Annotated in this window: 30 protein-coding genes; 9 read left to right on the forward strand and 21 right to left on the reverse strand. The window is 68.4% G+C overall.

Annotated features, from left to right (window positions below):
* Nucleotides 1-30 precede the first annotated feature (30 nt).
* The 6 genes from QZ647_RS04780 to QZ647_RS04805 form a co-directional block, all read right to left on the reverse strand.
* Complete coding sequence (locus QZ647_RS04780; protein ID WP_291271073.1) at nt 31-1,020, reverse strand: cation diffusion facilitator family transporter; 990 nt, start codon at nt 1,018-1,020, stop codon at nt 31-33.
* Between the two features lie 25 nt (nt 1,021-1,045).
* Nucleotides 1,046-2,233: a hypothetical protein gene (locus tag QZ647_RS04785; RefSeq protein ID WP_291271074.1), complete on the reverse strand. Its 1,188-nt coding sequence runs from the start codon at nt 2,231-2,233 to the stop codon at nt 1,046-1,048.
* Nucleotides 2,230-3,057: a bifunctional hydroxymethylpyrimidine kinase/phosphomethylpyrimidine kinase gene (locus QZ647_RS04790; protein WP_291271075.1), complete on the reverse strand. Its 828-nt coding sequence runs from the start codon at nt 3,055-3,057 to the stop codon at nt 2,230-2,232. The genes QZ647_RS04785 and QZ647_RS04790 overlap by 4 nt, the downstream gene beginning before the upstream one ends.
* 38 nt (nt 3,058-3,095) lie before the next feature.
* Nucleotides 3,096-3,401 (reverse strand): FliM/FliN family flagellar motor switch protein, encoded by a 306-nt coding sequence (locus tag QZ647_RS04795; protein WP_286353486.1) that lies wholly within the window; start codon nt 3,399-3,401, stop codon nt 3,096-3,098.
* 72 nt (nt 3,402-3,473) lie between these two features.
* On the reverse strand, nt 3,474-4,115 hold the full coding sequence (locus QZ647_RS04800; RefSeq protein ID WP_291271076.1) for a flagellar basal body-associated FliL family protein: 642 nt from the start codon (nt 4,113-4,115) through the stop codon (nt 3,474-3,476).
* Between the two features lie 273 nt (nt 4,116-4,388).
* Nucleotides 4,389-4,685 (reverse strand): HU family DNA-binding protein, encoded by a 297-nt coding sequence (locus QZ647_RS04805; protein WP_243285920.1) that lies wholly within the window; start codon nt 4,683-4,685, stop codon nt 4,389-4,391.
* A 350-nt stretch (nt 4,686-5,035) separates the two neighbouring features.
* Between QZ647_RS04805 and truA the strand changes: the two genes are divergently transcribed.
* From truA to ahpF, 3 genes are all read left to right on the forward strand, one after another.
* Nucleotides 5,036-5,827 (forward strand): tRNA pseudouridine(38-40) synthase TruA, encoded by a 792-nt coding sequence (gene truA / locus QZ647_RS04810; protein WP_291271077.1) that lies wholly within the window; start codon nt 5,036-5,038, stop codon nt 5,825-5,827.
* A 207-nt stretch (nt 5,828-6,034) separates the two neighbouring features.
* Nucleotides 6,035-6,598, forward strand: a complete 564-nt coding sequence (gene ahpC, locus QZ647_RS04815; protein ID WP_291271925.1) for an alkyl hydroperoxide reductase subunit C — start codon at nt 6,035-6,037, stop codon at nt 6,596-6,598.
* A gap of 127 nt (nt 6,599-6,725) precedes the next feature.
* Nucleotides 6,726-8,288, forward strand: coding sequence for an alkyl hydroperoxide reductase subunit F (ahpF, locus tag QZ647_RS04820; protein WP_291271078.1), 1,563 nt, complete (start codon nt 6,726-6,728; stop codon nt 8,286-8,288).
* A gap of 13 nt (nt 8,289-8,301) precedes the next feature.
* Here ahpF and QZ647_RS04825 read toward each other — a convergent pair whose 3' ends face one another.
* The 11 genes from QZ647_RS04825 to QZ647_RS04875 form a co-directional block, all read right to left on the reverse strand.
* Nucleotides 8,302-9,009, reverse strand: coding sequence for a hypothetical protein (locus tag QZ647_RS04825; protein ID WP_291271079.1), 708 nt, complete (start codon nt 9,007-9,009; stop codon nt 8,302-8,304).
* Nucleotides 9,010-9,031: 22 nt separating this feature from the next.
* The gene (locus QZ647_RS04830) at nt 9,032-10,156 is read right to left on the reverse strand and encodes a DUF4388 domain-containing protein (protein ID WP_286353481.1); all 1,125 of its coding nucleotides are present in this window, start codon (nt 10,154-10,156) and stop codon (nt 9,032-9,034) included.
* A 171-nt stretch (nt 10,157-10,327) separates the two neighbouring features.
* Nucleotides 10,328-11,317, reverse strand: coding sequence for a uridine diphosphate-N-acetylglucosamine-binding protein YvcK (yvcK, locus tag QZ647_RS04835; protein ID WP_291271080.1), 990 nt, complete (start codon nt 11,315-11,317; stop codon nt 10,328-10,330).
* Nucleotides 11,318-11,344: 27 nt separating this feature from the next.
* The gene (locus QZ647_RS04840; RefSeq protein WP_291271081.1) at nt 11,345-11,884 is read right to left on the reverse strand and encodes a tetratricopeptide repeat protein; all 540 of its coding nucleotides are present in this window, start codon (nt 11,882-11,884) and stop codon (nt 11,345-11,347) included.
* An 86-nt stretch (nt 11,885-11,970) separates the two neighbouring features.
* Nucleotides 11,971-13,161 carry an ABC transporter permease gene (locus QZ647_RS04845; protein ID WP_291271082.1) on the reverse strand — a complete coding sequence of 397 codons (1,191 nt, stop codon included), beginning with the start codon at nt 13,159-13,161 and terminating at the stop codon, nt 11,971-11,973.
* Nucleotides 13,161-13,922 (reverse strand): ABC transporter ATP-binding protein, encoded by a 762-nt coding sequence (locus tag QZ647_RS04850; protein ID WP_286353477.1) that lies wholly within the window; start codon nt 13,920-13,922, stop codon nt 13,161-13,163. The genes QZ647_RS04845 and QZ647_RS04850 overlap by 1 nt, the downstream gene beginning before the upstream one ends.
* A 106-nt stretch (nt 13,923-14,028) precedes the next feature.
* Nucleotides 14,029-14,910, reverse strand: coding sequence for an undecaprenyl-diphosphate phosphatase (locus tag QZ647_RS04855; RefSeq protein ID WP_291271083.1), 882 nt, complete (start codon nt 14,908-14,910; stop codon nt 14,029-14,031).
* Nucleotides 14,911-14,947: 37 nt separating this feature from the next.
* Nucleotides 14,948-15,247 carry a hypothetical protein gene (locus tag QZ647_RS04860; RefSeq protein WP_291271084.1) on the reverse strand — a complete coding sequence of 100 codons (300 nt, stop codon included), beginning with the start codon at nt 15,245-15,247 and terminating at the stop codon, nt 14,948-14,950.
* Between the two features lie 147 nt (nt 15,248-15,394).
* Nucleotides 15,395-15,676, reverse strand: a complete 282-nt coding sequence (locus QZ647_RS04865) for a hypothetical protein (protein ID WP_291271085.1) — start codon at nt 15,674-15,676, stop codon at nt 15,395-15,397.
* Complete coding sequence (locus QZ647_RS04870; RefSeq protein WP_291271086.1) at nt 15,673-16,422, reverse strand: hypothetical protein; 750 nt, start codon at nt 16,420-16,422, stop codon at nt 15,673-15,675. Before QZ647_RS04870 ends, QZ647_RS04865 begins: the two co-directional genes overlap by 4 nt.
* Nucleotides 16,419-16,742, reverse strand: coding sequence for a transcriptional regulator (locus tag QZ647_RS04875; RefSeq protein WP_291271087.1), 324 nt, complete (start codon nt 16,740-16,742; stop codon nt 16,419-16,421). Before QZ647_RS04875 ends, QZ647_RS04870 begins: the two co-directional genes overlap by 4 nt.
* 67 nt (nt 16,743-16,809) lie before the next feature.
* Here QZ647_RS04875 and QZ647_RS04880 point away from each other — a divergent pair, with 67 nt between their 5' ends.
* The 3 genes from QZ647_RS04880 to QZ647_RS04890 are packed head-to-tail and all read left to right on the forward strand — an operon-like array spanning nt 16,810 to nt 19,616.
* Nucleotides 16,810-17,838 (forward strand): GntG family PLP-dependent aldolase, encoded by a 1,029-nt coding sequence (locus tag QZ647_RS04880; protein WP_291271088.1) that lies wholly within the window; start codon nt 16,810-16,812, stop codon nt 17,836-17,838.
* 10 nt (nt 17,839-17,848) lie between these two features.
* Nucleotides 17,849-18,706, forward strand: a complete 858-nt coding sequence (locus QZ647_RS04885; protein ID WP_291271089.1) for a hypothetical protein — start codon at nt 17,849-17,851, stop codon at nt 18,704-18,706.
* A 13-nt stretch (nt 18,707-18,719) separates the two neighbouring features.
* Nucleotides 18,720-19,616 carry a DUF1684 domain-containing protein gene (locus QZ647_RS04890; protein ID WP_291271090.1) on the forward strand — a complete coding sequence of 299 codons (897 nt, stop codon included), beginning with the start codon at nt 18,720-18,722 and terminating at the stop codon, nt 19,614-19,616.
* 6 nt (nt 19,617-19,622) lie between these two features.
* On the opposite strand, the gene QZ647_RS04895 is transcribed toward QZ647_RS04890, so the two are convergent.
* From QZ647_RS04895 to QZ647_RS04910, 4 genes are read right to left on the reverse strand one after another with little or no spacing between them, the layout of a single operon-like run.
* The gene (locus tag QZ647_RS04895) at nt 19,623-20,498 is read right to left on the reverse strand and encodes a DUF1732 domain-containing protein (protein WP_291271091.1); all 876 of its coding nucleotides are present in this window, start codon (nt 20,496-20,498) and stop codon (nt 19,623-19,625) included.
* A 39-nt stretch (nt 20,499-20,537) separates the two neighbouring features.
* A complete protein-coding gene (gene leuD / locus QZ647_RS04900) occupies nt 20,538-21,140 on the reverse strand; it encodes a 3-isopropylmalate dehydratase small subunit (RefSeq protein ID WP_291271092.1) in 603 nt (200 codons plus the stop codon).
* Between the two features lies 1 nt (nt 21,141).
* Nucleotides 21,142-22,551 (reverse strand): 3-isopropylmalate dehydratase large subunit, encoded by a 1,410-nt coding sequence (gene leuC, locus QZ647_RS04905; protein ID WP_291271093.1) that lies wholly within the window; start codon nt 22,549-22,551, stop codon nt 21,142-21,144.
* The gene (locus QZ647_RS04910) at nt 22,548-23,468 is read right to left on the reverse strand and encodes a LysR family transcriptional regulator (RefSeq protein ID WP_291271094.1); all 921 of its coding nucleotides are present in this window, start codon (nt 23,466-23,468) and stop codon (nt 22,548-22,550) included. The genes leuC and QZ647_RS04910 overlap by 4 nt, the downstream gene beginning before the upstream one ends.
* A gap of 133 nt (nt 23,469-23,601) precedes the next feature.
* Here QZ647_RS04910 and QZ647_RS04915 point away from each other — a divergent pair, with 133 nt between their 5' ends.
* From QZ647_RS04915 to leuB, 3 genes are read left to right on the forward strand one after another with little or no spacing between them, the layout of a single operon-like run.
* On the forward strand, nt 23,602-25,149 hold the full coding sequence (locus tag QZ647_RS04915; RefSeq protein WP_291271095.1) for a 2-isopropylmalate synthase: 1,548 nt from the start codon (nt 23,602-23,604) through the stop codon (nt 25,147-25,149).
* On the forward strand, nt 25,150-25,281 hold the full coding sequence (locus tag QZ647_RS04920) for a hypothetical protein (RefSeq protein ID WP_291271096.1): 132 nt from the start codon (nt 25,150-25,152) through the stop codon (nt 25,279-25,281). It begins immediately after the preceding gene.
* 2 nt (nt 25,282-25,283) lie between these two features.
* Entirely contained in the window at nt 25,284-26,420 is a 1,137-nt protein-coding gene (leuB, locus tag QZ647_RS04925) for a 3-isopropylmalate dehydrogenase (RefSeq protein WP_291271097.1), read from the forward strand.
* Nucleotides 26,421-26,445 lie beyond the last annotated feature (25 nt).

Genomic DNA, 26,445 nt, shown 5'->3' on the forward strand with positions numbered 1-26,445 from the left:
CGGAGGCGGGAAAGGATCTAGATGGAGAGGTCAGGCCGGCCCGGCGGCGGTCGCTTCTTCGAGAAGGAAGGCGGCGTCGGCGGTCTTGGGGGCCATCCGGATGGTGCATCCCTCTGCGGGACAGCGCTCGCAGTAGAGGCGTCCACAGGGATCCACATGGGTGTGGACTTCGCCTTCGACGCCCCCCTCCTCGAGGGATTTCTTCGCGAAGGCCTCGCAGAGGTCGTGGGCCTGCCGCACGGGATAGAACTCTGGCACCACGATGTGCACATCCACATGGGTGAACCGGCCAGAACGGAAGGTGCGCATCTCGTGGACGGCGATGATGTCCCAGGTGCGAACCCGGTTCATGGCCGCCAGCACTTTGCCGAGCACATCGGGATCCTCCATGTCGAGCAGGGCCTGGGAGGATTCCTTCACCAGGCGGAAGCCCGTGCGGGCCAGCAGGAGGCCCACGAGCATGGCCATGGCGGGATCCAGCCACTTGAGGCCCGTGAGCTTCACGGCCAGCAGGCCCGTGGCGATGCCCACGGTGGTCCAGAAGTCGGAAAGGATGTGATGGCCATCGGCTTCCAGGGCCTTGGACCGGGTCTTCCGGCCCTGGCGCAGCAGAAACCACCCCAGCAGGCCGTTGATGGCGCCAGCCACCAGGTTGACCATGAGGCCGAGGCCCAGGTCCTTGAGCTCCACGCCGTAGAAGAAGCCCTTGGCGGCCTCGAAGATGATGAGCACTGCCGCCAGCGAGATGAGGCCGCCCTCGAAGGCGGCGCTGAAATGCTCGATCTTGCCGTGGCCGTAGGGGTGCTCCTTGTCGGCGGGCTTGCCTGCGAAGATCACGGCCCCCAGGGCGAACACGGCCGCCACCACATTCACCACGCTCTCGATGGCGTCGGACTTCAGGGCCACGGAGCCGGACAGCAGGAAGGACAGATACTTCAGGCCGAGGACGCAGATCCCCGCTCCGATGGACAGGAGGGCGATGCGGACCCGGGATCGCTGTTCGAGGTGTTCGGCGGACATGGCGGCTCCGGTGGCCCTCAGGGTATCAGCCGAGATCTTCGAAGAGCCCGCGCTGGACGCCATTGCCGGGATCCGCCGGGAAGGGGAAGGCAGCGGGCAGGGCCCAGGGGCGGTCGGGATCGAAGGGGGCCGGTGGCGGCAGGTCCGGAGGTAGCCAGCGCAGGGCCGGCGCGGGCTGGATCTGCGCCAGGAGGGCCTGGGCCCCGGCCTCGGGCGGGACGGCAGGCACCCGCAGCAGGATTGCGGGCGAGTGGTCGAGTGTGTCCGCCCAGGCGGCGGGTTGGAGGGCGCGGGCCTCCAGCGGGGCGGGGTCCCGCGGGTCCGCGGCCAGCCCGGGCGTGAAGGCGCCGGGCGCGGGGGGAAGCGGCAGGCTGGCCCGCCAGGGCAGGCCTTCCCGGAGGGCCTGGCGGCCGAGGAGGGCGGCCATCCGGGGATCGCTGCCGGCACCGAGATGGATGGGCGTGCGCAGGCGCTCCTGGAGCAGGGCCTTGAGGGCCCGGAGCTGACCGAAAGCGGCGGCCCAGGTGCCGCCCGCCCGCTGGAATTCCACCCCGCCGGTCAGGGCGACGCGCCAGCCGGCGGTGCGGCGCGAGAAGGGGAGATCCCCCCAGGCGCCCACCGACAGGCGCTGGGCCAAGCCCCGCTCGGCCGACCCCTGGGCTTCGGACAGGGCGGTCACCAGGGCTTCACCCGAGGCCAGCGTGGAGAGGGCCCCCAGAGGCAGGGTCACTTCCCCCCAGAGCCAGCCCGGCGGCACCTCGTCTCCCGGGGCGGGCGTTCCGAGATCCGGCAGATGCCAGGCAGGCGTGGGTCGGGGCGCCCAACCGAGGACTCCGTGGCGCCAGGCCTCGCCGATCGGCCCCTCGGGCATCCCGGGGGCGTGCACCCAGGCACGGAAGGCGCCCCCGGGGAGCTGGGCGGCTGTGTCGGGCCCCACATGGAGGCTGAGGCCGGGGACGGCGGAGATGGCCTCCCACCAGCCCTGGCGGGACTCTGCGGGGAGGGCCTCCATCCAGGCCGGGGGGTGGTCCCACACCAGACCGAAGCCACCGGGAAGGAGCGAAGCCAGATGCATGAGGCGGGCCAGGGCCCGGCCCGGCGCCGCATGGACCGAAGCCAGACCTTCTTCCAGGAAGCGCGAGCCGGCCCAGCCGGCCCAGGGGCCGTCGGTGGCAGCGCGCAGCAGGAACCCCCGACCCTCCGTCTCCGTCACCGCGCCTCCGCGGCAAGGGGGGCGAACATCGGCCGGCCGACACCCCCGGGGGCGAAGGCCAGGTTCCAGCGGCCGCGCAGGCGGCGAGCGGCCTCTTCAGCAGCCTCAAGGTCCGTCAGGCCCCGGAGCCGGAGACCCAGCCAGCTGGCGGACAGGAGGCAGCCGGTGCCGCGACGCTCGCCGGGGAGCCGGGGCGCGGATTCAAGACGCCAGGTGCCCTCGGTCGTGAACCACCCATCCTGCACCTGGTCGCCGGCGGCATGGCCGCCCTTGAGCCACACGGCGGCGGCCCCGGCCTCCAGCCAGGGCGCAGCCAGCACTTCGGGTGCGGCGCTGCGGATGGCCTCCGGCGGGAGTCCGGCGAAGGCGGCGGCCTCACCGCGGTTGGGACTCACCACCCAGCCGCCCATGGGCAGCAGATCCCCGGCCATCCGGCGCAGGTCTTCCCCGTCGTGGAGGCCCACGCCGGCGCTGGGCGCAAGGATGGGATCCCAGATGCGGACCGGTGGCGCCAAGTGGCGAAGGGTGGCGCAGAGACGGCGGAAGCCTTGGGCATCCAGCGCGCAGAGGCTGAGCTTCAGGCCCCAGCGGCCGGCCAGGTGCGGGGCCAGGGTCTCGACACGCTGGACCGGATCCAGGCCGGGAGCTTCGATGCGGGTGCAGGCCAGGCCGTTCTGAAGGGTCTCTGCGAGGCTCACGGCCATGGGTTGGCAGCCCAGTTCCGCCAAAGTCAAGGCGTCGCGCAGCAGACCCGCACCGGCGGACGGATCCATGCCGCCCAGGCAGAGGGCGACCGGCGGGGTGCTGGAGCGGGTGTCATCCATGGCGAAGTCCCAGGATGACACAGGATGGCCGCCGTCCCTTACACCCGGCGGTCGGGATCCACGATCTCGGTGACCCGCAGTCCGAGGGTGTCTTCCAGCACCGTGACCTCGCCGCGGATGATGACGCGCTCCTTGCAGAGGACATCCATGGGCTCGCCGGCGCTCTTCTTGAGCTCCACCAGGGAGCCCGGCTCCAGGTCCAGCAGTTCGCGGATGGTCATGCGCGCCTGGCCCAGCTGGATCTCCAGCGAAAGAGGGGTCTCGATGAAGGGCATGACCTCCGCCACCACCTGCTCAAAGCTGAGCACGCGGTCGACCTCGAGCCGATCTCCCCGCTTGATCATGTCCCTCCCGATGGTCCTGTCAAAGCATGGACCCGCGTTCCCGGCGCCGCAACGGGCATGCCAGATCCCCGATTACTGCTGGATGGCCCAGTCCACGATGAGCACGCTCTTGATGGGCCGCTTCGGTTTCTTGTGCTTGGGATCTTCCTTCTCGCCGGGCTTGGGGGGGTGGGGCCTGAACTGTTCGTTCAGCTTGTCCTTCATCTCCTGGCGCAGGGCCTCGCGGGACTCGGCATCCGAAGCCTCCTCCACGCTCTTGCCGGAGAGGGCACCCAGGATGATCGACTGGATGAGGCTCTTCTCGGGGGAGGGTTTGTCGCCGGAGACCAGCTTCCCCAGTTCGGCGTCGCAGAAGAGGATGTTCAACTCGCAGCGGAGGAAGGCGTTCCTCCGGGGGCCGGTGAGGTTCACGGTGCGGGTCAGCACCATCACGGGCGAGGCTTCGGCGCCCCCGTGCCCGCCGGCCTCCTTCCCGTCGCCGGCGCCCTCACAGTCGTCCGAGTTCGCCTCGGCGGGGCCTGGCTCACCAGGGGCTGCTTCGGCCTGGGTGGCGGCCTGGGCCGCAGCAGCCTCGGCCGCCGCCTTCGCCGCCTGGCGCTTCTTCAGATACCAGAGGGTGCCCGCCCCACCCCCACCGAGGACCGCCAGCGCGACCACGATGAGGAGGATCAGCTTCAGGGGGCTCTTCTTGGGGGAGACCTCTTCGTCAGACATGGAAACCTCTCGCAACACCCCCTCTCATCGGAAGGGCAGGCGGGGGGCCTGAATAGCGGACAGGTGCCGGTTCTCTGGGGCAAATCGGGCCCATACCAATGGGATACGGGATTTAGGAGGGCAGAATTCGCTGAGAACGAAAGTTGACGCCTGTTGCCAGCTCCGGGAATCTCCGACCCATAATGCATCAAAAAAGAGCTTTGGCATGAATCGGGGCCCGTCGAAACGGGCCCCGAAGATCCTGGAAACCGGCCGAAACCGGCTCGCTCGATCCTACTTGCGCTTCTTGCCGCCCTTGCCGTTGACTTCGTCAGCCAGCTTCTTGCCGGGCTTGAACTTGGCAACCTTCTTGGCAGCGATCTTGATGGGCTTGTTGTCGCGGGGGTTGCGACCGGTGCGGGCACCGCGGTTGGCGACGGAGAAAGTGCCGAAGCCCACCAGGGTGACCTTGTCGCCGGAGCGCAGGGCGGAAGCGATACCACCAAGCACCTGATCCAGGGCGGCAGCGGCCTGGGCCTTGGTGATGCCGGCCTTGTCGGCGACGGCGCTAACCAGTTCAGCCTTGTTCATGGAAACCTCCGAATTTGGGGAATTGCGTCCCCAGGTTGAGGGAAACGAAATCGCCCCCGGATGGAGACGACCGTGCTTACTGGGTTTTCGAATATCAAAGGCCCGTAGAAGCCGATGAATACTGTATTTCCTAAACTGCCAAGAAGCTACGCCGCAGATGCAGTGTGGTCAAGGTTTTTCTTCGAAAAAAAACGGGAGATCGGCATTCCTGGGGAGTCTAGGCATGCATGGAACATCTGAATGGCCGGAAATGCTTGCCTGTAAGTCCCATGAATCGCGCAGATCACCGTAGAACGGGCGACCTGGGGGGCCCCTATCCGCGAAAGGCCCGCCACGGCCTATGATGAGGCATGGCGTACCCCTTCTTTCTGACCGTGGCCTATGCCGGCGCGGGTTTCCATGGCTGGCAGATCCAGACGAGCCTGCGGAGCGGACAGGGAGATCTGTGGAAGGCTCTCCAGGCCCTGGATCCCGAAGCCCCCATGCCCCAGGGCACGGGCCGCACGGACGCGGGTGTCCATGCGCGGGCCCAGGGTGTGCTGATCCGCACGGTCCGCGCCTGGGATCCCTATCGCCTGCTCGCGGCCCTGAATGCGCATCTTCCCAAGGACATCCGCGTGATGGCCGCGCAGCCGGCGCCGGAGGGCTTCTTCCCTCGCCAGCACGCGGTGGCCAAGCGCTATGTGTATCGGTTGGGTCTCGGGCCGGTGGAGGACCCCCTGCTGGCCCCCTTCCGCTGGCATGTCCGCCAGGCTGCGCCTCTGGATCTGCAGGCCATGGCGGAGTCCGTGCCTCCGCTGCTGGGCACCCATGATTTCTCGAGCTTCCGCTGCGTGGAGTGCGTGGCGAAAACGCCGGTGCGGACCCTCCACGACCTCCGCCTCGCGCCCATGGAGGGCGGTGTGGAGCTCATCTTCGAAGGCACCAGCTTCCTCATGCACCAGGTCCGCATCATGACGGGCACCCTGGTGGAGGTGGGCCGGGGGCGCCGGCGTCCGGATTCGCTGGGCGCACTGCTCGCCGCGCGGGACCGCACCCGGGCCGGCCTCACGGCACCTCCGGGGGGCCTGTGCCTCGAGAAGGTCTGGTACGAAGCCCGATGGGGCGTCGGGGAGCCGAGCCCCTTCGGTGAGCGGGCCTGATTCAGAGGGCCGGCTCTGGGCTCCCGGTGGGGCCAGGTCGTCTCGACATGTCGGGAATGGCCCTCTCGACATGCCGGGAATCGAAGCGCGCCAAGCTCGGTGTTTATTGCATAAATATTTAAAAATAATTTATTTATGATGTTGGCATGCGCTTGGCTCTTTAGGGGAACCGCCGCTTGCGGTTCCTCAGGAGAAAGCCCGATGACGATGTCCTTGATCAACACCGAGGTCAAACCCTTCTCAGCCACGGCCTTCCAGAATGGCCAGTTCATTCCCGTCAACGAGGCCGACCTGAAGGGCAAGTGGTCCGTGTTCTTCTTCTATCCCGCGGATTTCACCTTCGTCTGCCCCACCGAGCTGGGCGACCTCGCTGACCACTACGCCGAATTCCAGAAGCTGGGCGTGGAAATCTACGGGGTGTCCACCGACACCCATTTCACCCACAAGGCCTGGCACGACACCTCGGAAACCATCGGCAAGATCAAGTACCCGCTGGTGGGCGACCCGACCCAGGCGATCTCGCGGAACTTCGGCGTGCTCATCGAAGAGGCCGGCCTGGCTGAGCGCGGCACCTTCGTGATCGATCCGGCAGGCAAGATCCAGATCATCGAGATCAACGCCGGGGGCATCGGCCGCAACGCTGAAGAGCTGCTCCGCAAGATCAAGGCCGCCCAGTATGTCGCCAGCCACCCCGGCGAGGTCTGCCCGGCGAAGTGGCAGGAAGGCGAGGCGACCTTGGCTCCTTCGCTGGATCTCGTCGGCAAGATCTGAGGCGTTTCCGCCACCCTGACGGCCCGCAGCGCAGAGGATTCCGGGGCACCGGCTCCAGAGTCCTCTGCCCGGGCGAGGGGACGCCTGTCCCGGGCGTTCCCGCAGCACCCTTCTTTGGAGAACGACGATGCTCGCGGCAGACATCAAGGCCCAGTTGAAGGGCTACCTCGAAAAGCTCGTCCAGCCGATCGAGCTGGTGGCCTCGCTCGATGACGGCACCAAGTCCGCCGAGATGCTCGCGTTGCTCCAGGAGATCTCAACACTCTCCGGCAAGGTGGATCTTCGCACGGACGGGCACCACCCCCGCCGGCCCTCATTCGGCATCAGCCGGGTGGGCGAGGTTCCGCGCGTGCATTTCTCGGGCCTTCCCATGGGCCACGAATTCACCTCGCTGGTGCTGGCGCTCCTGCAGGTCAGTGGCCATCCACCCAAGCTGGAAGCGGAGGCCATCGAACAGATCCGTGGTCTGGACGGTCGATTTCGCTTCGAGACCTTCGTCTCGCTGTCCTGCCACAACTGCCCGGAGGTGGTACAGGCCCTCAACGCGATGGCCGCGCTCCATCCGGGCTTTGAAGCGGAGATGATCGACGGGGCGCTCTTCCAGGCGGAAGTCGATGCCCGCCAGATCATGGGCGTGCCGGCGATCTTTTTGAACGGGGAGCCCTTCGGCCAGGGTCGCACCAGCGTGGAGGAAGTCCTGGCCCGGCTGGATGCGGGCGCCGCCGGGCGGGAAGCGGAAAAGCTCAGCCACAAGGAGGCCTTCGAGGTTCTGGTGGTCGGCGGCGGCCCGGCAGGTTCAGCCGCTGCGATCTACGCCGCCCGCAAGGGCATCCGCACGGGCCTGGTGGCCGAGCGCTTCGGCGGGCAGGTGCTCGACACCCTGGGCATCGAGAACTTCATCTCGGTGAAGGAGACCGAGGGGCCCAAGCTGGCGCAGGCGCTTGAGCAGCATGTCCGCGAGTACGAGGTCGACATCATCCATCTGCAGCGGGCCGAGGCCTTGATTCCGGCTGGGGCCGACAGCCTCATCGGAGTGCGCCTGGCGAGCGGGGCGGTCCTCAAGAGCCGGACCGTGATTCTCGCCACCGGCGCCCGGTGGCGGGAGATGAAGGTGCCGGGTGAGCAGGAGTACCGCACCAAGGGGGTGGCGTATTGCCCCCACTGCGACGGCCCGCTGTTCAAAGGCAAGCGCGTCGCCGTGATCGGCGGCGGGAACTCCGGCGTGGAGGCCGCGATCGATCTGGCCGGCATCACGGCCCATGTCACGCTGATCGAATTCGACCGGGACCTCCGGGCCGATGCCGTCCTCCAGAAGAAGCTCCACAGTCTGGCGAATGTGGCCGTGGTGACCTCGGCGCAGACCACCGAAGTCCTGGGTGACGGGCAGAAGGTCGTCGGCCTCGCCTACCGGGACCGGATCAGCGGCGAATCCCACGCGCTCGACCTGGAGGGGATCTTCGTCCAGATCGGCCTGCTGCCCAACACCGACTGGCTCAAGGGCGCGGTGGCCCTCTCGCCGCGCGGCGAGATCGAGGTCGATTCCCGGGGCCAGACCTCAATGCCCGGTGTCTTCGCCGCCGGCGATGCGACCACGGTGCCTTTCAAGCAGATCATCATCGCGATGGGCGAGGGTGCCAAGGCCAGCCTGGGCGCCTTCGACCACCTGATCCGGACCTCCGTGCCCGCCTGAGAGCCATCAGGGGTCAATCCAGGTAGAACCCCACGCCCTGCCAGACCTTGAAGCGGGTCTTGCCGTCCTTGGAGGTGGCGGGATCGAAGACGATCTTCTTCGCGGCCTCCACGCAGGCTTCGCCGGCGTCTTTCACATCGGGCCCCTCGCCCGGCAGCCCCTGGATCAGGCGGGCGGCGACGACCTCGCCCTTCTCGCTGACCAGGACATTCACCACCACCACGCCCTTGGGCCGGCCCGAGAAGAAGCCCGAGGACTTCAGGCGCGGCACGACCCGGTTCAGGTTCAGGGGCCGGGCGGGCTGGATGTCTTCACTCAGCAGCACCAGGTCTCCTTCGGCCGGAGTCGCCCCGGCCTTGCTGCGGAACTCGTCGTTTTCGGCCTTGAGCCTGGCCGCCTCGGCCTTGGCGTCAGTGGCTTCCTGCTTCGCGGCCTGCAGCTCCTTGAGCATGGCCTCACCGCCCCCCTGATTCTCCGTGAGGGTGGCGCGCACCTGCTCGGCCTCGCGGCGGGCGGCCTGGGCCTCGGACCGAGCCAGATCCCTGGCTTTCTGGGACGCCGCCAGTTCCTGCTGCAGGTCCTCCGTGGCCGCTAGCCGTTGCTTGAGGCCATCCCGCTCTTCGGTGAGACGCCGGACCTGGGCCTCCAGCTGGGCGGGCGTCGGTTTCCTGGCCGCCGCGAGGGGCACGGCGATCAGCAGCAGGGCAAGGACGATGCGCATGGCGCCTCCGGGTGCGGAGGGTTCAGCGCAAGGCATCCGGCTGATGACCCCCCTGGGCGGGTTTCGTGGTCTTGAGAATCCCACGCTTGATGAGCTTGGAGAAGATGGCGAGGCATTCATCCTGCTCGAAAGGGGCGATGGTGAGGATGTCGCGGATGGCCCAGAGCCCATTGACCCGGCTGGCGAGGAAGGCCTCGTTGGGGCCGAGGTTCGTCGTCATCAGCTCGTCGAGGCTCACAGCCAGCTCGGGGATCAGGTCCTGATCGAGCTTCTTGTCCTCCAGCAGGTCCTGGACCACGGCCATCATCTTGCTGGCATCGAGATGGCGGGGCTGGTCCTTCAGGATGCGACGCAACTCCTCCTGGGCTTCCTGCAGCTTCTGCTTCTCCACCAGGGCCCGGGCCCGTTGGAGCTGGAGGCTGGGGTTTTCGCCGAGGTTGCCGCCGGAGTTGAGGATGCGGACGAGGCCCTTCTCGTGCAAGTCGAAGAGCAGCTTGTTGATCTTGTACTCGGGCATCCGCATGTCCAGCACCAGCTGGTCCACCCGCTTGTGGCCGTCCAGCCGCGCGAGGATGTCGGCATCATCCGTCGCCAGGGGCAGGCGCTCGGCGATGGCCTCGGAGATGGGGGCCAGGACGGCATCACCGCCCTTGATGACTTTGCGGATGCGCTTCCAGTCGTCCATGCGACGGGCACCTTCCAGCACGATGCCGGTGACATCGAGGCTGAGGAGCATGGACTTCTGGTGGGAGGCGGCGCCATCGTGGAACTCGAAGCTGCCCACATTCCACAGGAAGGTGTCGTAGATGCTCTCTTCCACCTTGAGCTGGACGATGCGCCGGATCTCGGCCTCGGTCACCAGCTGGCGGTTGATGAGGATGCGCCCCAGGAGCTGCTGTTCATCCTCCTGGGTGGCCAGGGCGTCGCGCAGCTGCTCTTCGGTGATGCGGTTGAAGGCGAGCAGGTATTGGCCCAGGTACTCGCGGGGATCTGAGGACCAGATGCTGGTGATGCGGCCCTCGTGGAAGGCCACGCGCTTGGTGTGCAGGGAGCCCCGCAGCTCCAGGACGCCGGTCTTCTTGCCCACGGCCAGCCACTGGAAGATGTCTTCCAGGCCCATCGTCGCAAGATCGCCACTCAGCGCCAACTCATGCCCCCTGCCTTGCCTAAAGGGTACCCCAGATTCCTTGTCGAAAAATGAACCTGCCGATAAATCTACAAGGGCCCCGGGGCCCCTTCACCTACCTATCGGCAGGGCGGGGCCGGGCGTGAGGGGTCACGGCCTTCGCGCATCTCGCCCCTGGGGGGCTAGGTGGCCTCAAAGTCGGGTGAGGGTCTCCCGGATGGCCTGGTTCAGGAGGCTGGGGTGATGCCGGGCCAGGGGGGCCTCCGGGTCCAGTAGGGGGAATCGGTGGATCGGGATGTCCAGGATGCGGTCCCCGGGGGCGGTCAGGGGCTCGCCGCCCTCCTCCCGGTAGCGGGCGAGCATGTCCGGCGGCAGGGGGTCGGCGTTGGCGATCACGGCGGAGACCTGGACCCGGCCGAAAGCCGAGATCGCGCTGAGGTGCCCTTCGAGATCCAGCCCGGCGGTCTCGCCGGGCTCAGTCATCAGGTTGGCCACATAGAGGACCGGGGCCCGGGAGATGGCCACGGCCTCCTGCAGTTCCGGGAGCAGGAGGTTGGAGATGGTCGAGGAATAGAGGCTGCCTGGCGACAGGATCACCAGGTCGGCGCGAAGGAGGGCCAGGATGGCCTCGGGTAGGGGTTCGGCGCCCCGGGGCTCCAGCCAGAGCCGGGCGAGGGGGGGGCGGCAGGACCCCACGGCGGTCTCTCCCACATACCGCACCCCCGCCATGTCCTCGGCGCAGAGGGTGACGGGCATGATGGTCGAGGGGAAGAGCCTGCCCACGGTGACGAGGACGCTCGAGAGCTGCCGGATGGCCCGCACCCAATCGCCCGTGAGGTCCGCCAGGGCCCAGAGCATGAGGTTGCCGAGGGAGTGGCCCGCGAGGCTGCCCTCCCCCTTGAAACGGTAGTTGAGGAGGTCGGACAGGGCCGAATCCTCCAGGGTCAAGGCCGCCAGGCAGTTACGGAGGTCGCCCGGGGGGAGGCCGCCCAGTTCGTCCCGGAGACGCCCCGAGGAGCCCCCGTTGTCGGAGACGGTCACGATGCCTGTGAGCCGCCAGGGCTCCCGGCTGCGCCCCGCTTCGCGCTTCAGGGCCCGCAGCAGGGCGGCCAAGCCGGTCCCACCGCCCAGGGCCACCACCTTGAGAGGCTGGTCGGCGTGAAGGGCCGGGGGGCTGGGCATCAGACCGATCCCATGCCCTGACGGAGCCTAGCGGCCCTCGGTGAAGGCGAAGAGGGGGGACTTGCGGATCGGGTTGAAGTCCGGCTCCATGTGCCACTGGAAGACCAGGTCGGCATCGAGTTCCATGGCCTTCTTCAGGCTTTCGGCGGAGGCTTCGGCATTCTCGGCCTGGGCGAAGGCCACGGCCTTGAGGTAATGCAGCGAGCCCGCGGTGGGATGGCTCTTGAGGGCCTTCTCCGCCATCTTGATGGCTTCGTCGGTATCCCGGCGGTTGAGGCAGGCCTGGATTTCCGTGACCGGGTCCGCAGCGACGGCCTTGGCGGGATGGACCTTGGATTCCGAAAGGGCGAGGTAGACCTGCGCCCGGCGCTTCACGGCCCAGTCACCGGCAGCCTGGGCCTCCTGGATCAGGGCCTCGAGGGCCTTCACGGCCTCGGGATGCTTTCCTGAATCCACGAGCTTCACGGCTTTGGCGAAAGTGGCCGCGAGGGGCGTGTGCTGAGCGGTCGCCGGAGCGGGGGCCGGGGCGGACTTGGGGGTGGATTCTGACTTAGCCTTCGTCGCCATGCGTGGATCCTCTGGAAACCTTGTGGAAACTATAGAGTGACAGGTTTCCGCCGGCAAATCCCGGGCCCGGTGCAGGGGATGGCCCCTCAGGCCTTGAACAGCGCCTTCTCCCGGTTCAGGACCCGGGTGGAAACCAGGGTCATGATGCCCGCCAGGCCTACGGTCATGGCGAAGGCGATCAGGTACTCCGCCCAGCTGAACTGCTGGCTGAAAAGTTTGCGGAGGGCCAGACAGACATTCACCACGGGCACATAGGACAGGAAGGCCATCTTGTCCACGCCCGGGGCCATGGTGAAGACGCCCAGGAAGACCACCAGGAAGATGCCCGGTGTGATGGCGCTGCCCGCCTCGATGGTGTTCTTGGCCTGGATGCCCATGAGCAGGATGAAGTTCGAGAAGAACAGGCCCAGGGGGACCATGATCAGGAAGGTGAGGCCGAGCGTCATGGGGTTGGCGATGGCCGCCATGGCCTGCATGGAGCCCGTGGAGCCGCCGCCCATGAAGGGGATCGAGAGCCCCATGCTCAGCAGGTTCAGCAGGGCCGCGATGACCCCCATGCAGAAGATGTAGAGCAGCTTCCCGAGGATGATCTGGTTGCGCGGCAGCCGCGTGGCCATGAGGCTCAGGAGCGTGTGCCGCTCCTTCTCGCCGGCGGTGGCGTAGATGCCGTGCTGCATGGCGCCGGTGTACATCATGATCATCAGCAGGTAGGGCAGGAGCCGGCCCATGACCTTGCCCATCTCCAGGGCCGTGTCCGCCGCGTTCTTGACCTCCAGCTTCACGGGCTCGGCCAGCTGGGCCGAGGCCCCCAGCCCCTGGAGGCGCGCCTGGACCCAGGCCTTCTCCTGGCCCTTCATGGCCTCGCGGAGGCGCTTGAGCGCCATCTCGGAGGTGCGCTCGCTTTCGTCCACGGAGACGGCGACGGTGAAAGTCTCGTGTTTCTCCAGGGCCGTGGCAGCGCCGGGAGCCACCTCCAGGGCCAGATCCAGCTTCTGGTCGCGGAGCGCCTGCTTCAGGTCGCCCTCGGGCTTCGGCACCAGCTCAAAACGCTTCGGATCGCCCTGCAGCACGCCGGTGAGGGCGCCCGAGGGGTCCGAGACATAGATCCGGCTGGCCTTGTTGCGGTTCTGGGCCTCGTCCCGCTTGGACATCTTGGCCATCATGCCGAAGATGGCCGGGTAGAGCAGGAAGGGCAGGACGAAGGCGAAGAACAGCGTCTTGCGATCCTTCGAGAGTTCCAGGAACTCCTTCTTGGCGATGAGCAGGGCGCCGCGCATCAGTTGCCTCCCTCGGATTCGGCTGCGAGCTGGAAGAAGACCTCATCCAGAGTCTTGGCGCGCCTGCTTTGCAGGATCTCGTGCGGCGGCGCATCTCCGTGCAGCCGACCGTCGAAGATGATGCCTACGCGGTCGCAGATCTCCTCGACCATGGGCATGACATGGGTGGACACGATCACGGTGCGGCCTTCCTCACGCATGATGCGGAGCAGGTCCAGCACGGTCTTGGCCGTAAGCACATCAAGGCCGGTGGTCGGTTCATCGAAGATCACCACCTTGGGGTCGTGCAGCAGGGCCCGGGCGATGCTCACCTTCTGCTTCTGGCCCGAGGAGAAGCCCTCCATCTTTACATCCGCGAAGTCCGCCAGGTGGAGCTTCTCGAGCAGGTGCATGCCACGGCGCTCGGCGGTCACCGGATCCACATCCTGGAACTCGCCGAAGATCCTGAGCAGTTCACGGGGCGTGAAACGGGTGTAGACGCCCATGTCCGTGCTGAGGTACCCCAGACAGCCGCGCACCGCCTCGGGCTTCACCCGGGTATCGAGACCGCAGACATGGATGGATCCGCCGTCGGGATCCATGAGGCCCGCGATCATCCGCAAGGTGGTGGACTTCCCGGCGCCGTTGGGCCCGAGCAGGCCGTAGATCTCGCCGGGATTCACCTGCAGCGAGATGCCGCGCACGGCATCGATGCGCTTGGTGACGCGGGTCTTCCGGTCCTTCACGGTGAAGGATTTGTGGACCTCGTTCAGCTGGATCACCGGGCCTCCGGATGGGAAAGCCCAAGTCTAGGCCACGAATCCGGGGGGCCCTGGGCCGGACCGGCGAACGGAGGATCCGGGCCGGCGAACGGCGCGGCCCGCACCTTCAGTGGTGGTTGAGGGCGCCTGTGCCGCCCAGGACCAGCATCACCAGGCCCAGGCCCAGGCAGTAGAGGGCGAACCCATTGAGGCGGGGCTTGCGGGTGAAGCGATCCAGGAGGCCGATGGCCAGGTAGCCCGAGATGGCCGCGGCGACCACACCGGCCACGCACAGCAGCCCGGGAGCCGCCGACCCGGCGGGGAAGGCCAGTTCCGCGGGCAGGGGCTGGTGCTTGAACAGGGGCTTCAGCAGGCCGCGGAGCTCCACCACGGCGGCCGCGGCGATGGTGGGCATGCCGAGGAGGAAGCTGAAGCGGGCCGAGGCGGGAAGGCGCAGGCCCTGGAACACGCCCATGGCGATGGTGGAGCCCGAGCGGGAGAGCCCGAAGCCCCCGCCAAGGCCCTGGATGGTGCCGACGGCCAGCGCGTCCGAGGCCCGCAGGTCGCCGATGCCCCGGCCCGCCTGATCCTCGCTGAGCATGTTGTTGCGCTCGCGGCTCATCCGGTTGGCGAGGAAGAGCAGGCCCGAAGTGCAGAGGAGGCCGATCCCGTAGACCCAGAGGTGCTCCTTGGCAGCCTCCTTCACCCCGCGGGTGGCCAGCCCGAAGATGCCCGTGGGGATCATCGCCAGGAACAGCCAGAAGGCCAGCTTGCGGCCCTCCGCATCCCGTCCCAGACACCCCATCACCAGCTGCACCAGCTCCCGGCGGAAGTAGACCATCAGCGCGATGAGCGTGCCCCCGTGGAGCAGCACATCGAAAGCCAGCGGCATAGGGCGCCCCCCGAACATCAGGTGCTCGGCCAGGGTGAGGTGCGCGGTGGAGGAGACGGGCAGGAATTCCGTCAGGCCCTGGATCAGACCCAGGAGGATGGCGTGCAACAGATTCATTCAAGCTCCGGCGCAAAGAACCAGTGTGCCAGAGCGGTCAGGATTCCCGGGGCATCGACCTCAGGATGGCCAGGTACTCGCGGTGCTCTTTCCAGCCCCGCACCATGGACAGGGCCCCCCATATTTGGATGAGGAGGATGAGGATCACCAGGCCGACGGCCGTGAAATGGCCGAACAGTCCCCAGTCCTGGGGCAGGGACGGTGCCGATGCCCTGAAACGGAAGAGGAAGAGCGGAACGAGCCTGAGGATGCACTGGCCGACCAGGACCGCATAGACCCGGGCTTCCTCGATGCCGCGGATGGCCCAGGGCAAGGGCAGGAGATAGAGCAGGGGCATCGACAGAATCCAAAGAGGGGGAGGGCAGAGCGCCGCCTGGGACCGGTTCGCCTGCAGGAAGCCTGAGGCGAAGGCATAAAGGGCCGCCAGCAGGACCCCCATGAGGAACAACGCGAGGCCCAGAATCCAGAACCAGCGCCGGCGCTCTTAGGTCCTATCGGGCGAGGCCTTCACGGTGCCGAGGCCCCGGTAGAGCGCCCGCCCGGCCAGGCCCTTGAGGGCGAGCCAGAGGAGGGGGATCCAGATGAGGTACTCGATGAGCAGGCGGCCCGTGGCACGGGCGCCCATGAAGTCCGGGCTCAGCGCGGCGAGGACCAGGAGCACGGCCATCAGGCCCCCGAGGGCCGTGGCCAGCCCGCTCTTGCGGGCCTGGAAGACGGCGTAGTCGCGCGTGAGGGTGATCAGGGCATCGAGATTGGGGGCAGTCATGGCCGTTCTTCCTCGGGGGTGAGAGACAACAGGAGAGATCGGTATCCCCGGTGCTCCCGCCAGCCCCGCCGGATCGTCCTGAGGGCCCATATGAAGACGCCGATTTGGATTCCCAGGAAGACCGGAAGCAACCAGCCCTTGGTCGCCCGGCCGATGTTCGCCCCTACCTGGTTGAATCCGAAGGCGATCCAGATCACGCCCTGACCAACGAGGACGAGGTAGGCGCGGGCCTCCTCGACCCCCTTGATCCACCACGGGGCCACCAGCAGGTAGAGCCACGGGAGGACCGCGACCCATAGCCAGGACCTCCAGAGGGAAGGAAGCCTCGCCGGCAGCTGTGGGATGGTTTCCGGGCGCTGGAGGACGCCGGCGTATCCACTCACGAAGCCCAGGAGGGCGAGGGTCTGGAAGGTCATCAGGAACAGGGCGATGGCGAAGATCCAGCGCCACTTCCTCTGCTCGTGCGCCGCGTCCTGAAGGGCCCTCACGGGGCCCAGCCCGCGGTAGAGCCAATGGAAGAGCAACTGTTTCAGGGGCAGCCAGAGCAGGGGCATGAGGAAGATCAGGATGGCCTGGAGGTGCCACCAGGGGCCGAGAAGCATTCTCGTGGCATGGGAGAACACATGCAGGCTCATGATCAGGGCCATCACTCCGCCGAGCGCCGTGGCGAGGCCGCTCTTCCGGGTGTCGAAGTCGGCGTAGTCATGCGTGAGCGCTTCCAGCCTCTGGATGTCGATTCCGCTCATCGCCGGCCCTCCTCGGGCAACAGGGCCCGCAGCTGCTTGTGATAGGCCCTGAGGGCCGCCCGCCCATCCTCCGTGATGCGGAAGCTGGTGACGGGAATGCGGCCCTGGAAGGCCTTGACGGTCTCGAGGTAGCCGACCCCCTCCAGCTTCTGGGTGTGGCTCGAGAGGTTGCCCTTGCTCAGGCCGGTCACTCGCTGGAGGAAGAGGAAGCCCACCTCCTCCGCCGCCGCCAGCACGGTGAGGATGGCCAGGCGGGCGGGTTCGTGGATCATGCGATCGAGGCTGAGGATGGACTTGGGGGTGGTTCCGGTTTTAGTCACGAAACAAGTTTGCAATACAAACTTGTTTCGTCAAGCCAAAAACCGACGCCCGTGATTGAATCTCCCCATGCGACCCATCGACCTCCGTTCCGACACCGTGACCCAGCCTTCGAAGGAGATGCGCGCCGCCATGGCCGCTGCGGAAGTGGGTGACGATGTGCTGGAGCAGGATCCCACCCTGGCCCGGCTGGAGGGCCGTGTGGCCGACCTGCTGGGGTTGGAGGCGGCCCTGTGGGTGCCTTCCGGCTGCATGGGCAACCTCATCGGCCTGATGCTCCACTTGAAGCGCGGCGACCGCTTCCTGGCGCCCGCCCAGGCCCATGTGCTGGGCGCGGAACTGGGCACCGGGGCCTGGCTGGCGGGCGGCATGCCCGAGGCCCTGGCCTGGGAGGGCGGGCCCGGCCGGCCCACACCCGCCCAGGTGACGAAGGCCGCCGGCGCTCCCGGCCCCTACTATGCGCTGCGCACGACGCTGCTCTGCCTGGAGAACACCCACAATTTCGCGGGCGGGGCCGTGACACCCCAGGCCGAGCATCGCGCCCTGGTGGCCGCCGCGAAGGCGGCGAAGCTGGCGGTGCACCTGGATGGCGCACGAATCTGGCACGCGGCCGCGGCGCTGGGGCTTCCGCCCTCGGCGCTGACGGAAGGCGTCGATACCGTGCAGGTCTGTCTCAGCAAGGGGCTGGGCGCCCCCATGGGGTCGCTGCTGGCGGGATCACAGGCGGCCATCGCTGACGCGCGGCGCCTGCGCAAGATGTTGGGCGGCGGCGTACGCCAGGGCGGCGTCGTGGGCGCGGCCGGGCTGGTGGCCTTGGACTACCTGCCCCGAATCACCGAGGACCACGCCAAGGCCCGGCGTCTCGCGGAGGGGCTGCGCGGCTTCGGCGTCGCCGCGCCGGTTCCCGAGACCAACATCCTGCTGGTGCCCGTGCCGGACGCGCCCGCGGCTCTGGCGGCGCTGGAAGGGGTCGGCGTGCGGGTCCTGCCCGTGGGATCGGCCATCCGCTTCATTCCGCACCGCGACCTGGAGATGGCCGACATCGAGGAAGCGCTGCGCCGCCTCGAGCCGCTGGCCCACCTGCTTCGCACCGCCTGAAGGGAGAACCATGAAGGGTCGTCTCCTCCTTGCCGCCCTGGCGCTGATCGTGGCGGGCATTGCCGGGTACCTCTGGTACCAGGACACCCTCGTGCCGGTGCCCCTGGCGCCCGGGCAGGCGCTCTTCGTGCCCGCCCGGCCGGAGTTCGGGGAGGACGAGGTGGTCCTGGAGGCGCTCCTGCCCGCCGGGGAGAAGCTGGAGGCCTTCCTGGCCACCCAGTCCGACCTCACCCTGCTGGAGAAGGGGCCGGAGGGCGATTGGGCGGGTCAGCTGCTCTCCGGGCTCCAGGGCAGCCGCCACGGCCGCCGCTGGCGGTTGTCGGTGATCCCCGGCTGGCGGATGCAGGACGGGAGCCTGCTCGACGCCGGGAGACTCGCCGCGGCGCTCGCAGCGGACCTGACGCGGCTGGAAGGTCATTCCCGAGTGATCGATCCGGACACCCTGGAGCTTCGCTTCAAGGCCCGCCAGGCGGACCTTCCGGCGCTCCTCTCGCGGTGGCGCGTGCCGGGAAGCGGCCCCTTCCTGCGCCGGGGGATGACGCTCTCCAGGTCCGCCGGCTTCGTCCACGGCCCCGCCGGCATCGCGGGGCTGCGGGTGGCGACGGATCCCGGACTGATGGAGAGCCGGGCCTGGGCCGAAAGTCTAGCCGCCGCGCGATGGGCCTGGGCCGCGTTCCCCGGGAAGATCGACCCCGAGGACATGGCGAAGGTCCGTCTGGCACCTTACGACGAGGTCCGCCTGAAGGATGGTTCCGTGTGGTTCCTCTCCCGCCGCCTGCGCCGCCTGCGTCCCAACGCGGAGGATTGGACCCGCACCCGGCTCTTCGGCGTCTGGAAGGGCGCCATGGATCTCTCCTACGAACCCTGACTGGAGCTGCCCCATGTCTCTTGGACCCCAGATCCTGAAATTCGTTCCCTTCCTGCTCGCCGCTCCCAGCCTTCTGGCCCAGGCCCCCGCCGAGTTCACCGCGGCCCACCAGAGCTGGCGGGCCGAACGGTTCCGTTCCCTGTCGGCGGAGGAGGGGTGGCTCAGCTTGGTGGGGCTGCACTTCCTGAAGGAGGGGGCGAACGAGGCGGGATCGGAGGCGGGCCTTCCCGTGGTCCTGCCGAGCGGCGTGCCGTCCCGGGTCGGTGTCTTCCGGCTGGATCAGGGCCGCGTGACCTTCCGCGCCGAGCCCGGCGCCGGGGTGACCCTCCGCGGAAAAACGGTGGAGGAGGTCCCCCTGCGCACGGATGCCGAAGGCGAGCCGGATGTCCTGCGGGTGGGGACGCTGCGCTTCCATGTCATCCGCCGCGGCGACCGCTTCGCCGTCCGGGTGAAGGACACCGCCAACCCGGCACTCAAGGCCTTCAAGGGCGTGGACGCCTTTCCGCCGGATGCCGCCTATCGGGTCGTGGCCACCTTCAAGCCCTATCCCACGCCCAGGACCGTGGCCATCCCCACGGTGCTCGGCACCACGGAAGCCATGCCAGCGCCCGGCCTGGTGAGGTTCCGCCTCCAGGGGCGCTCCTACACCCTGCAGCCTGTGCAGGAAGGCGGGCCGGACTCGAAGTTCTTCTTCATCTTCCGGGATGGCACGGCCGGTGCCGAGACCTATCCCGCGGGGCGTTTCCTCTACGCCGATCCGCCCAAGGACGGGAAGCTCGTCCTGGACTTCAACCGGGCCGTCAACCCGCCCTGCGCCTTCACGCCCTTCGCCACCTGTCCGCTGCCCCCAAAGCAGAACCTGCTGAAGGTGCGGATCCCGGCCGGCGAGAAGACCTACGGAGAGCACTGAAGGCGGCTACTCCAGGTTGGCGGACTGCTCCCGGATCTGATCGAGGACGCCCTTGGCCTCCATGACGGCGCGGGTCATGTCGATGCGCTTGCACTTGCTGCCGGTGGTGTTGAGCTCGCGCAGCACCTCCTGGCACCACACATCCACGGCCTTGCCTTCAAGGCGGCCCTTCGCCAGCCGCTCTTCAAAGTCGTCCAGGTGGGCGGCGAGCCGGGTCAGCTCCTCCCGCACATCCTGGCGTTCGGCCAGCACCCCGGCTTCGGCCAGCAGGCGCTCGGCGGGCAGCTGGCCCGTGAGGCGGGCGTCCTCGAGGATCTGTTCGATGCGCTGGCGGTAGAGGCCCGGAAGCTCGGCGGCCTGGGCTTCCGCCTCGGCCTGGAGGCGTTCGCGCAGGGATCGAAGCCGCACCAATCCGTCCTCGAAGAAGGGCCGCAGCCGCTCCGCTTCACGGGCCCTGCCTGCGTTCCAGGTTTCCAGAAGGGCCTTCAGCGCCTCGTGGACCGGTGCCTGGAGCCGCTCTCCGAGATCCGAGGCGGGGGATTGGAAGGCCCCGGGCAGGCGGAAGAAGGCCTCGGCCGTGAGGGAGGGCAGGTTCAGCCATTCCGCGTCCTCCTGCCAGCCCTTGGCCACGGCGCGCAGCAGGGCGCGGTTCATGCGGGGCTCCAGCGAGGGCTCGTCCTGCACCTCGACCACCAGGTCCAGCTTCCCGCGCTGGGCGGCGTCGCGCACCTGGGCGCGCAGCCCGGCCTCCAGGGGAAACAGGGCGGGGGGCAGGCGCAGGCTCAGGTCCAGGGTCTTGTGGTTGACGCTGCGGAGCGTGAGCCGCAGCTGACCGGCCTCCAGGGGACGGACGATCTCGGCGAAGGCGGTCATGGATTTCATGCGGCATCCTGGAGGTTGGCCCTCCAGGGTAGCCTGCTCTCAGGGCACGCGGATCTCCAGCCAGGGCGCCTCTTCGCGTCGGCGGGCCTCGAAGGCCGCGATGTCGGCCAGGTTCGCCTCGGTGCGTCGGATCTCGTCGAGCCCTTCGAGCAGCACGGCCTTGCGGGCGGGCTCGATGGTGAAGGCGAAGGACCGGCTTCCGCCGCGCACCTGCTGGGCGGGGAGGTCCACGGTAAGCGGGCCCTCAACCGTCGCCAGGACCTCAAGTGCCTCCATGGGGAGGACCGCCGGCAGCAGGCCGTTGGCGAAGCAGTTGGTGAAGAAGATGTCGGCGAAACTGGGTGCCAGAATGGCGCGGATGCCGAAGTCCTTCAGGGCCCAGGGCGCATGCTCGCGGCTCGAGCCGCAGCCGAAGTTCGGCCCGGCGAGCAGGATCGAGGCCCGGCGGTAGGGCGCCTGGTTCAGGATGAAGTCCGGGCGCTCCCGCCCCTGGGCGTCGTACCGGATCTCCTGGAAGAGGTTCTTGCCCAGGCCCGAACGCACCAGCGTCTTCAGGAACTGCTTGGGAATGATGAGGTCCGTGTCGATGTTGGCGCGCAGCAGGGGCGCCGCGATGCCGGTGAGGGTGGTGAACGGTTCCATCTCAGGCCTCCAGCCATCGGCGCACATCAGTGAAGTGCCCCGTCACGGCCGCGGCGGCAGCCATGCCGGGACTCACCAGGTGGGTGCGGCTACCCCGGCCCTGACGGCCCTCGAAGTTGCGGTTGCTGGTGCTGGCGCACCGGACGCCCTCGGCGAGGCGGTCCTCGTTCATGCCCAGGCACATGCTGCAGCCGGGCTGGCGCCACTCGAAGCCGGCCTCCAGGAAGATCCGGTCCAGGCCCTCGGCCTCGGCCTGGCGCTTCACCAGCCCCGATCCCGGCACCACCAGGGCGCGGATCCCCGGCGCGACTTGGCGACCCCTTGCCACTGCGGCGGCCTCGCGGAGATCCTCGATGCGGCCGTTGGTGCAGGAGCCGATGAAGACGGCCTGCAGGGCGATCTCCTCGATGGGCGTGCCGGGCCGGAGATCCATGTAGTCGAGGGCGCGCAGCATGGCCTGCCGATCATCGGGCGTGGTCGCGGAGGCGGGGTCGGGCACGCGGCCGGTGATGTCCGTCACCCACTGGGGACTGGTGCCCCAGGTGACCTGGGGGGCCAGGTCCGAGATGTCCAGCACGACTTCTCGGTCGAAGACCGCCCCCTCCTCGGAGGCCAGGCCGCGCCAATGGGCCAGGGCCTGGTCCCACAGGGCGCCTTGGGGGGCCATGGGCCGGCCGTGCAGGTAGGCGAAGGTGGTGTCGTCCGGGGCCACCAGGCCGGAGCGGGCCCCGCCTTCGATGCTCATGTTGCAGAGGGTCATCCGGCCTTCCATGGACAGGGCGCGGACTGCGGCCCCCGTGAACTCCATGACATGGCCGGTGCCGCCGGCGGTGCCGATGCGGCCGATCAGGGCCAGGGCCAGGTCCTTGGCGCCGAGTCCCCGGGGCAGGGCGCCCTCGAAGCGCACGCGCAGGTTGCGCGACTTCCGCTGCGGCAGGGTCTGGGTGGCCATCACATGCTCGACCTCGCTGGTGCCGATGCCGAAGGCCAGGGCCCCGAAGGCACCGTGGGTGCTGGTGTGGCTGTCACCGCAAACGATGGTGGTGCCGGGCAGGGTGAAGCCCTGCTCCGGGCCGATCACATGGACGATGCCCTGGCGGTCGTCGAGCAGCGGCAGGTAGGGCACGCCGTAGGCCTTCACATTCGTTTCGAGGGCTTCGACCTGCAGGCGGCAGGTCTCGTCGGCGATGCCCTCCTCCCGGTGGAGTGTGGGGACATTGTGGTCGGCCACGGAGAGGATGGCGTTGGGCCGGCGCAGGGGCCGCCCCGCTTCGCGGAGGCCCTCGAAGGCCTGCGGGCTGGTGACCTCATGGACCAGGTGCCGGTCGATGTAGAGCAGGTTGGTGCCGTCGGCGCGGGTGGCCACCAGGTGCTCGTCCCAGATCCTGTCGTAGAGGGTGCGCGGAGTCATGGACGCTTCCTCCCAGGGCCGGGCAGGGGCTGGCTGAAGTCGATGGAGCGGATCAGGCCGAGGAAGGCCCGGGTGGCCGGGGACTGGGCCGCTTCGCGGCGGGTGACGATGCGGATGAGCTTCTCCAGCTGGAGTTCCTGCACGGGCACCTCCACCAGGCGGCCCTCGCGGACCGCGGCGGCCACGGTCATCCGCGGCAGGATGGCCAGCCCGGCGCCCAGGGCCACGAACTCCAGGATGGTGGCGATGGAGGCCAGCTCCATGGTGAGCCGCAGGGGCGTCTCGCAGCGCGCGAACAGCTCGATGATGGCGGTCCGGGTGGGTGTGGGGGCGTTGTGGGCCACGAAGCGATCCTCCCCCAGATCGGTGATGCGGAGGTTCTTCCGCCGGGCGAAGCGGTGACCCGGGGGCACCACCAGCACCATGCGGTCACGGTGGATGACCTGGCTCACGAGCTCGGGGTGCAGCGCGTCGTAGGAGACGAAACCCACATCGAGCCTGCGGTCCAGCACCTCGCCCGGAATGCGCTCCGAGGTCTGGCGATAGGCCTGGATCTTGATGGCGGGGCAGGCCTGCTGATAGGCCAGCAGGATCCGGGGCAGCAGGAACTCCGACACGCTCTCGTTGGCCCCGACATTGAGACGGCCCTGCTGGAGCCCCTTCAGGGCCCCGAAGGTGTCGAAGATCTCCTGCCGCAGGTCGAACATGCGCTGGGCCAGCGGCAACAGCGTGGTGCCGGCATCCGTGAGGACGCCACCCTTGGTGGTCCGGTCCAGGAGGGTCTCGCCCAGCTCCTCCTCGAGTTTCTTGAGGGCGAGGCTCACGGCGGGCTGAGTGCGGAAGAGGCGCTCCGCAGCCCGGGAGAAGCTCTTCTCCTGCGCCACCACCAGGAATGTCTCCAGCTGCCCGAGATCCATGGGGCCTCCCACGGGAGAGTGTAGGATCTTAAGTATTACTTATGTAATCATAAAAAAAATTAAATGTATTTATAGCTCGACTCGGATGATCGTTAGGTGATCCCCCGGCTCCGGCCGGTCCAGGAGTACCCCCATGGGCACCGAGCGGATCGCCATCTTCGACACCACGCTCCGCGACGGCGAGCAGTCCCCGGGCTGCAGCATGAACCTCGACGAGAAGCTGCAGATGGCCCGCCAGCTGGAGGCCCTGGGGGTCGATGTCATCGAGGCCGGTTTCCCGGTGGCTTCGGACGACGACTTCGCCGCGGTGCAGGCCATCGCCCGGGAGTGCCGGAAGCCGGTGATCGCCGCCCTCTGCCGGGCCCTCCCCCGGGACATCGACCGCGCCTGGGAGGCCCTCCGGGAAGCCGCCCGGCCTCGCATCCACACCTTCCTGGCCACCTCCGACATCCACCTGGCCCACAAGCTCCAGAAGACCCGCACCGAGGCCCTGGAGATGATCCGGGACGGCGTGCGGCGGGCCAGATCGCTCTGTCCGGAGGTGGAGTTCTCCGCCGAGGATGCCACCCGCAGCGACTGGGACTACCTGGTGCAGGTGTTCGCCGTGGCCATCGAGGAGGGCGCCACGGTGCTGAATGTGCCGGATACCGTCGGCTACACGGTCCCGGATGAATACGGGAAGCTCATCAGCCACATCCGCGCCCGCGTGCCGGGCATCGAAGGCGTGACCATCAGCGTCCACTGCCACAACGACCTGGGACTGGCGGTGGCCAATTCCCTGGCCGCCGTCGCGGCCGGGGCCCGGCAGGTGGAATGCACCGTGAACGGCATCGGCGAGCGCGCCGGCAATGCCGCGCTCGAGGAAGTGGTGATGGCGCTGTCCGTGCGCCGCGACGCGCTGCCCTTCGCCACGGGCGTCAACCAGGAGGCCATCTACCGCGCCAGCCAGACCCTTGCCCACATCACGGGCATCGAGGTGCAGCCCAACAAGGCCATCGTGGGACGCAACGCCTTCGCCCACGAGAGCGGCATCCACCAGCACGGCATGCTGAGCCACCGCTCCACCTACGAGATCATGACGCCGGAGTCCGTCGGCGTCCGCCGCACCAGCCTGGTGCTCGGCAAGCACTCGGGCCGCCACGCCCTGGCCAAGCGCTTCGAGGAATTGGGCTATGCCCTGGGCCGCACGGAGCTGGACAAGGCCTACAAGCTGTTCACCAAGCTCAGCGACCAGAAGAAGGAGATCTTCGACGAGGACTTGCTGGCCATCGTCCGCGACGGCCTGACCCACATCCCCGAAATCTTCAAGCTCCGGGCGCTCCAGGCCACGGCGGGCACCTCGATGTTCGCCACGGCCCTGGTCACCCTGGCCACTGAGGGTGGCGAGGCGACGGAGACGGCCATGGGCGACGGACCTGTGAACGCCGTCTTCGCGGCCGTGGACAAGCTCACGGGACTGACCGGCCGCCTGGTGGATTTCCGGATCCACTCCCTCACGGGCGGCGCCGATGCCGTGGGCGAGGTGTTCGTCCAGGTGGAGTTCGACGGCGTGATCCACGGCGGCAAGGGCGCCAGTACGGATGTGGTGGAGGCCAGCACCCGGGCCTATCTCAACGCCACGAACAAGGTCCTCTTCGCCCGCCGCGCGTCCGTGCCGGTCGAAGCCGAAACGAGGTGTTGAATGGCCGAAGCCACGCCTGAACCCCAGTCGGAAACCCCGGATCGGCCTGCCAAGGGCCTCCTGACCACCTCCGCCGCGAACCTGGCCGACGGCCCGGAGGCCGACCCCGACCAGTACGGCTGGGGGGTTTGAAGATGGACGCGCGGATCACCGTCCTTCCCGGAGATGGCGTGGGGCCTGAGGTCACCGCCCAGGCTGTGGCCTGTCTGGCGGCCGTGGGAGAGCAGTTCGGCCACCGCTTCGTGTTCCAGGAGGCCCCCATCGGCGGAGCGGCCGTGGACGCCACCGGCGATCCGCTGCCCGAAGCCACGCTGGCGGCCTGCCGGTCCAGCCAGGCCGTGCTGCTGGGGGCCGTGGGCGGTCCCGCCTGGGATGGGTGCCCCCGGCATCAGCGACCCGAATCGGGTCTCCTGCGCCTGCGGCAGGCCCTGGGCCTCTACGCCAACCTGCGGCCCGTGGCCGTCCACCCGGCCCTGGAGGACGCCTCCCCCCTGAAGCCCGAGGTCGTCCGCGGGACGGACCTGATGTTCGTGCGGGAGCTTTCGGGCGGTCTCTATTTCGGCGAGCCCCGGTCGTACTCGGACCAGGCGGCCGTGAACACGCTGCCCTACACCCGGGTTGAGATCGAGCGCGTCGCCAAGGTGGCCTTCGAGCTGGCGGCCGGCCGGCGCCGGAACCTGGTGTCCGTGGACAAGGCCAATGTGCTGGAGACCTCGCGCCTGTGGCGCCAGGTGGTGGACGACCTGGCGCCGGCCTACCCGGCCGTGAAGGTCCAGCACGCCTATGTGGACAGCTTCGCCATGGCCCTCATCACGCGGCCCCGGGACTTCGATGTGGTGCTCACGGAGAACCTCTTCGGCGACATCCTCACCGACGAGGCCGCCGTGCTGGCGGGGTCCCTGGGCCTGCTGCCTTCCGCGAGCCTCGGGGGATCCGTGGGCGTCTTCGAGCCCATCCACGGATCGGCGCCGGACCTCGCGGGCCAGGACCGGGCCAACCCCATCGGCACCATCCTGTCGGCGGCCCTGCTGCTGCGCCACGGCCTGGACCTCCAGGCCGAGGCCCTGGCGCTGGAATCCGCCGTGGATCGGGTGCTTCAGGGCGGGCATGGCACGGGCGACCTGAAGGGCGCCGTCCATCCCCACGGCACACGCTCCCTGGGCGCCCGCATCCGCGACGCCATCCGTCCGCCCCGCGCCAGGGCCCCCCGGCTGGTGGATTCGGCCTATTCCTGGTGCGGCTCCCCGGAAGGCCACCGTTCCCGCCCCTGACTTTTCCAAAGGCTCCAGCCATGTC

The organism is Geothrix sp. (genome assembly GCF_020622065.1).
Classification (GTDB): domain Bacteria; phylum Acidobacteriota; class Holophagae; order Holophagales; family Holophagaceae; genus Geothrix.

Excerpts from the sequence above, each read along its gene's own strand:
- QZ647_RS04910 (WP_291271094.1), bottom strand. The coding sequence starts at position 23,468 with ATGGATCTCGGGCAGCTGGAGACATTCCTGGTGGTGGCGCAGGAGAAG.
- leuB (WP_291271097.1), top strand. The coding sequence starts at position 25,284 with ATGGACGCGCGGATCACCGTCCTTCCCGGAGATGGCGTGGGGCCTGAG.
- QZ647_RS04800 (WP_291271076.1), bottom strand. The coding sequence starts at position 4,115 with ATGTCTGACGAAGAGGTCTCCCCCAAGAAGAGCCCCCTGAAGCTGATC.
- QZ647_RS04845 (WP_291271082.1), bottom strand. The coding sequence starts at position 13,161 with ATGCGCGGCGCCCTGCTCATCGCCAAGAAGGAGTTCCTGGAACTCTCG.
- QZ647_RS04890 (WP_291271090.1), top strand. The coding sequence starts at position 18,720 with ATGTCTCTTGGACCCCAGATCCTGAAATTCGTTCCCTTCCTGCTCGCC.
- ahpC (WP_291271925.1), top strand. The coding sequence starts at position 6,035 with ATGTCCTTGATCAACACCGAGGTCAAACCCTTCTCAGCCACGGCCTTC.
- QZ647_RS04795 (WP_286353486.1), bottom strand. The coding sequence starts at position 3,401 with ATGATCAAGCGGGGAGATCGGCTCGAGGTCGACCGCGTGCTCAGCTTT.
- QZ647_RS04865 (WP_291271085.1), bottom strand. The coding sequence starts at position 15,676 with ATGACTGCCCCCAATCTCGATGCCCTGATCACCCTCACGCGCGACTAC.
- QZ647_RS04915 (WP_291271095.1), top strand. The coding sequence starts at position 23,602 with ATGGGCACCGAGCGGATCGCCATCTTCGACACCACGCTCCGCGACGGC.
- QZ647_RS04895 (WP_291271091.1), bottom strand. The coding sequence starts at position 20,498 with ATGAAATCCATGACCGCCTTCGCCGAGATCGTCCGTCCCCTGGAGGCC.
- QZ647_RS04855 (WP_291271083.1), bottom strand. The coding sequence starts at position 14,910 with ATGAATCTGTTGCACGCCATCCTCCTGGGTCTGATCCAGGGCCTGACG.
- QZ647_RS04790 (WP_291271075.1), bottom strand. The coding sequence starts at position 3,057 with ATGGATGACACCCGCTCCAGCACCCCGCCGGTCGCCCTCTGCCTGGGC.
- QZ647_RS04860 (WP_291271084.1), bottom strand. The coding sequence starts at position 15,247 with ATGCCCCTGCTCTATCTCCTGCCCTTGCCCTGGGCCATCCGCGGCATC.
- leuD (WP_291271092.1), bottom strand. The coding sequence starts at position 21,140 with ATGGAACCGTTCACCACCCTCACCGGCATCGCGGCGCCCCTGCTGCGC.
- QZ647_RS04885 (WP_291271089.1), top strand. The coding sequence starts at position 17,849 with ATGAAGGGTCGTCTCCTCCTTGCCGCCCTGGCGCTGATCGTGGCGGGC.
- QZ647_RS04880 (WP_291271088.1), top strand. The coding sequence starts at position 16,810 with ATGCGACCCATCGACCTCCGTTCCGACACCGTGACCCAGCCTTCGAAG.
- QZ647_RS04870 (WP_291271086.1), bottom strand. The coding sequence starts at position 16,422 with ATGAGCGGAATCGACATCCAGAGGCTGGAAGCGCTCACGCATGACTAC.
- QZ647_RS04920 (WP_291271096.1), top strand. The coding sequence starts at position 25,150 with ATGGCCGAAGCCACGCCTGAACCCCAGTCGGAAACCCCGGATCGGCCT.
- ahpF (WP_291271078.1), top strand. The coding sequence starts at position 6,726 with ATGCTCGCGGCAGACATCAAGGCCCAGTTGAAGGGCTACCTCGAAAAG.
- truA (WP_291271077.1), top strand. The coding sequence starts at position 5,036 with ATGGCGTACCCCTTCTTTCTGACCGTGGCCTATGCCGGCGCGGGTTTC.
- QZ647_RS04825 (WP_291271079.1), bottom strand. The coding sequence starts at position 9,009 with ATGCGCATCGTCCTTGCCCTGCTGCTGATCGCCGTGCCCCTCGCGGCG.
- leuC (WP_291271093.1), bottom strand. The coding sequence starts at position 22,551 with ATGACTCCGCGCACCCTCTACGACAGGATCTGGGACGAGCACCTGGTG.
- QZ647_RS04780 (WP_291271073.1), bottom strand. The coding sequence starts at position 1,020 with ATGTCCGCCGAACACCTCGAACAGCGATCCCGGGTCCGCATCGCCCTC.
- QZ647_RS04840 (WP_291271081.1), bottom strand. The coding sequence starts at position 11,884 with ATGGCGACGAAGGCTAAGTCAGAATCCACCCCCAAGTCCGCCCCGGCC.
- QZ647_RS04805 (WP_243285920.1), bottom strand. The coding sequence starts at position 4,685 with ATGAACAAGGCTGAACTGGTTAGCGCCGTCGCCGACAAGGCCGGCATC.
- yvcK (WP_291271080.1), bottom strand. The coding sequence starts at position 11,317 with ATGCCCAGCCCCCCGGCCCTTCACGCCGACCAGCCTCTCAAGGTGGTG.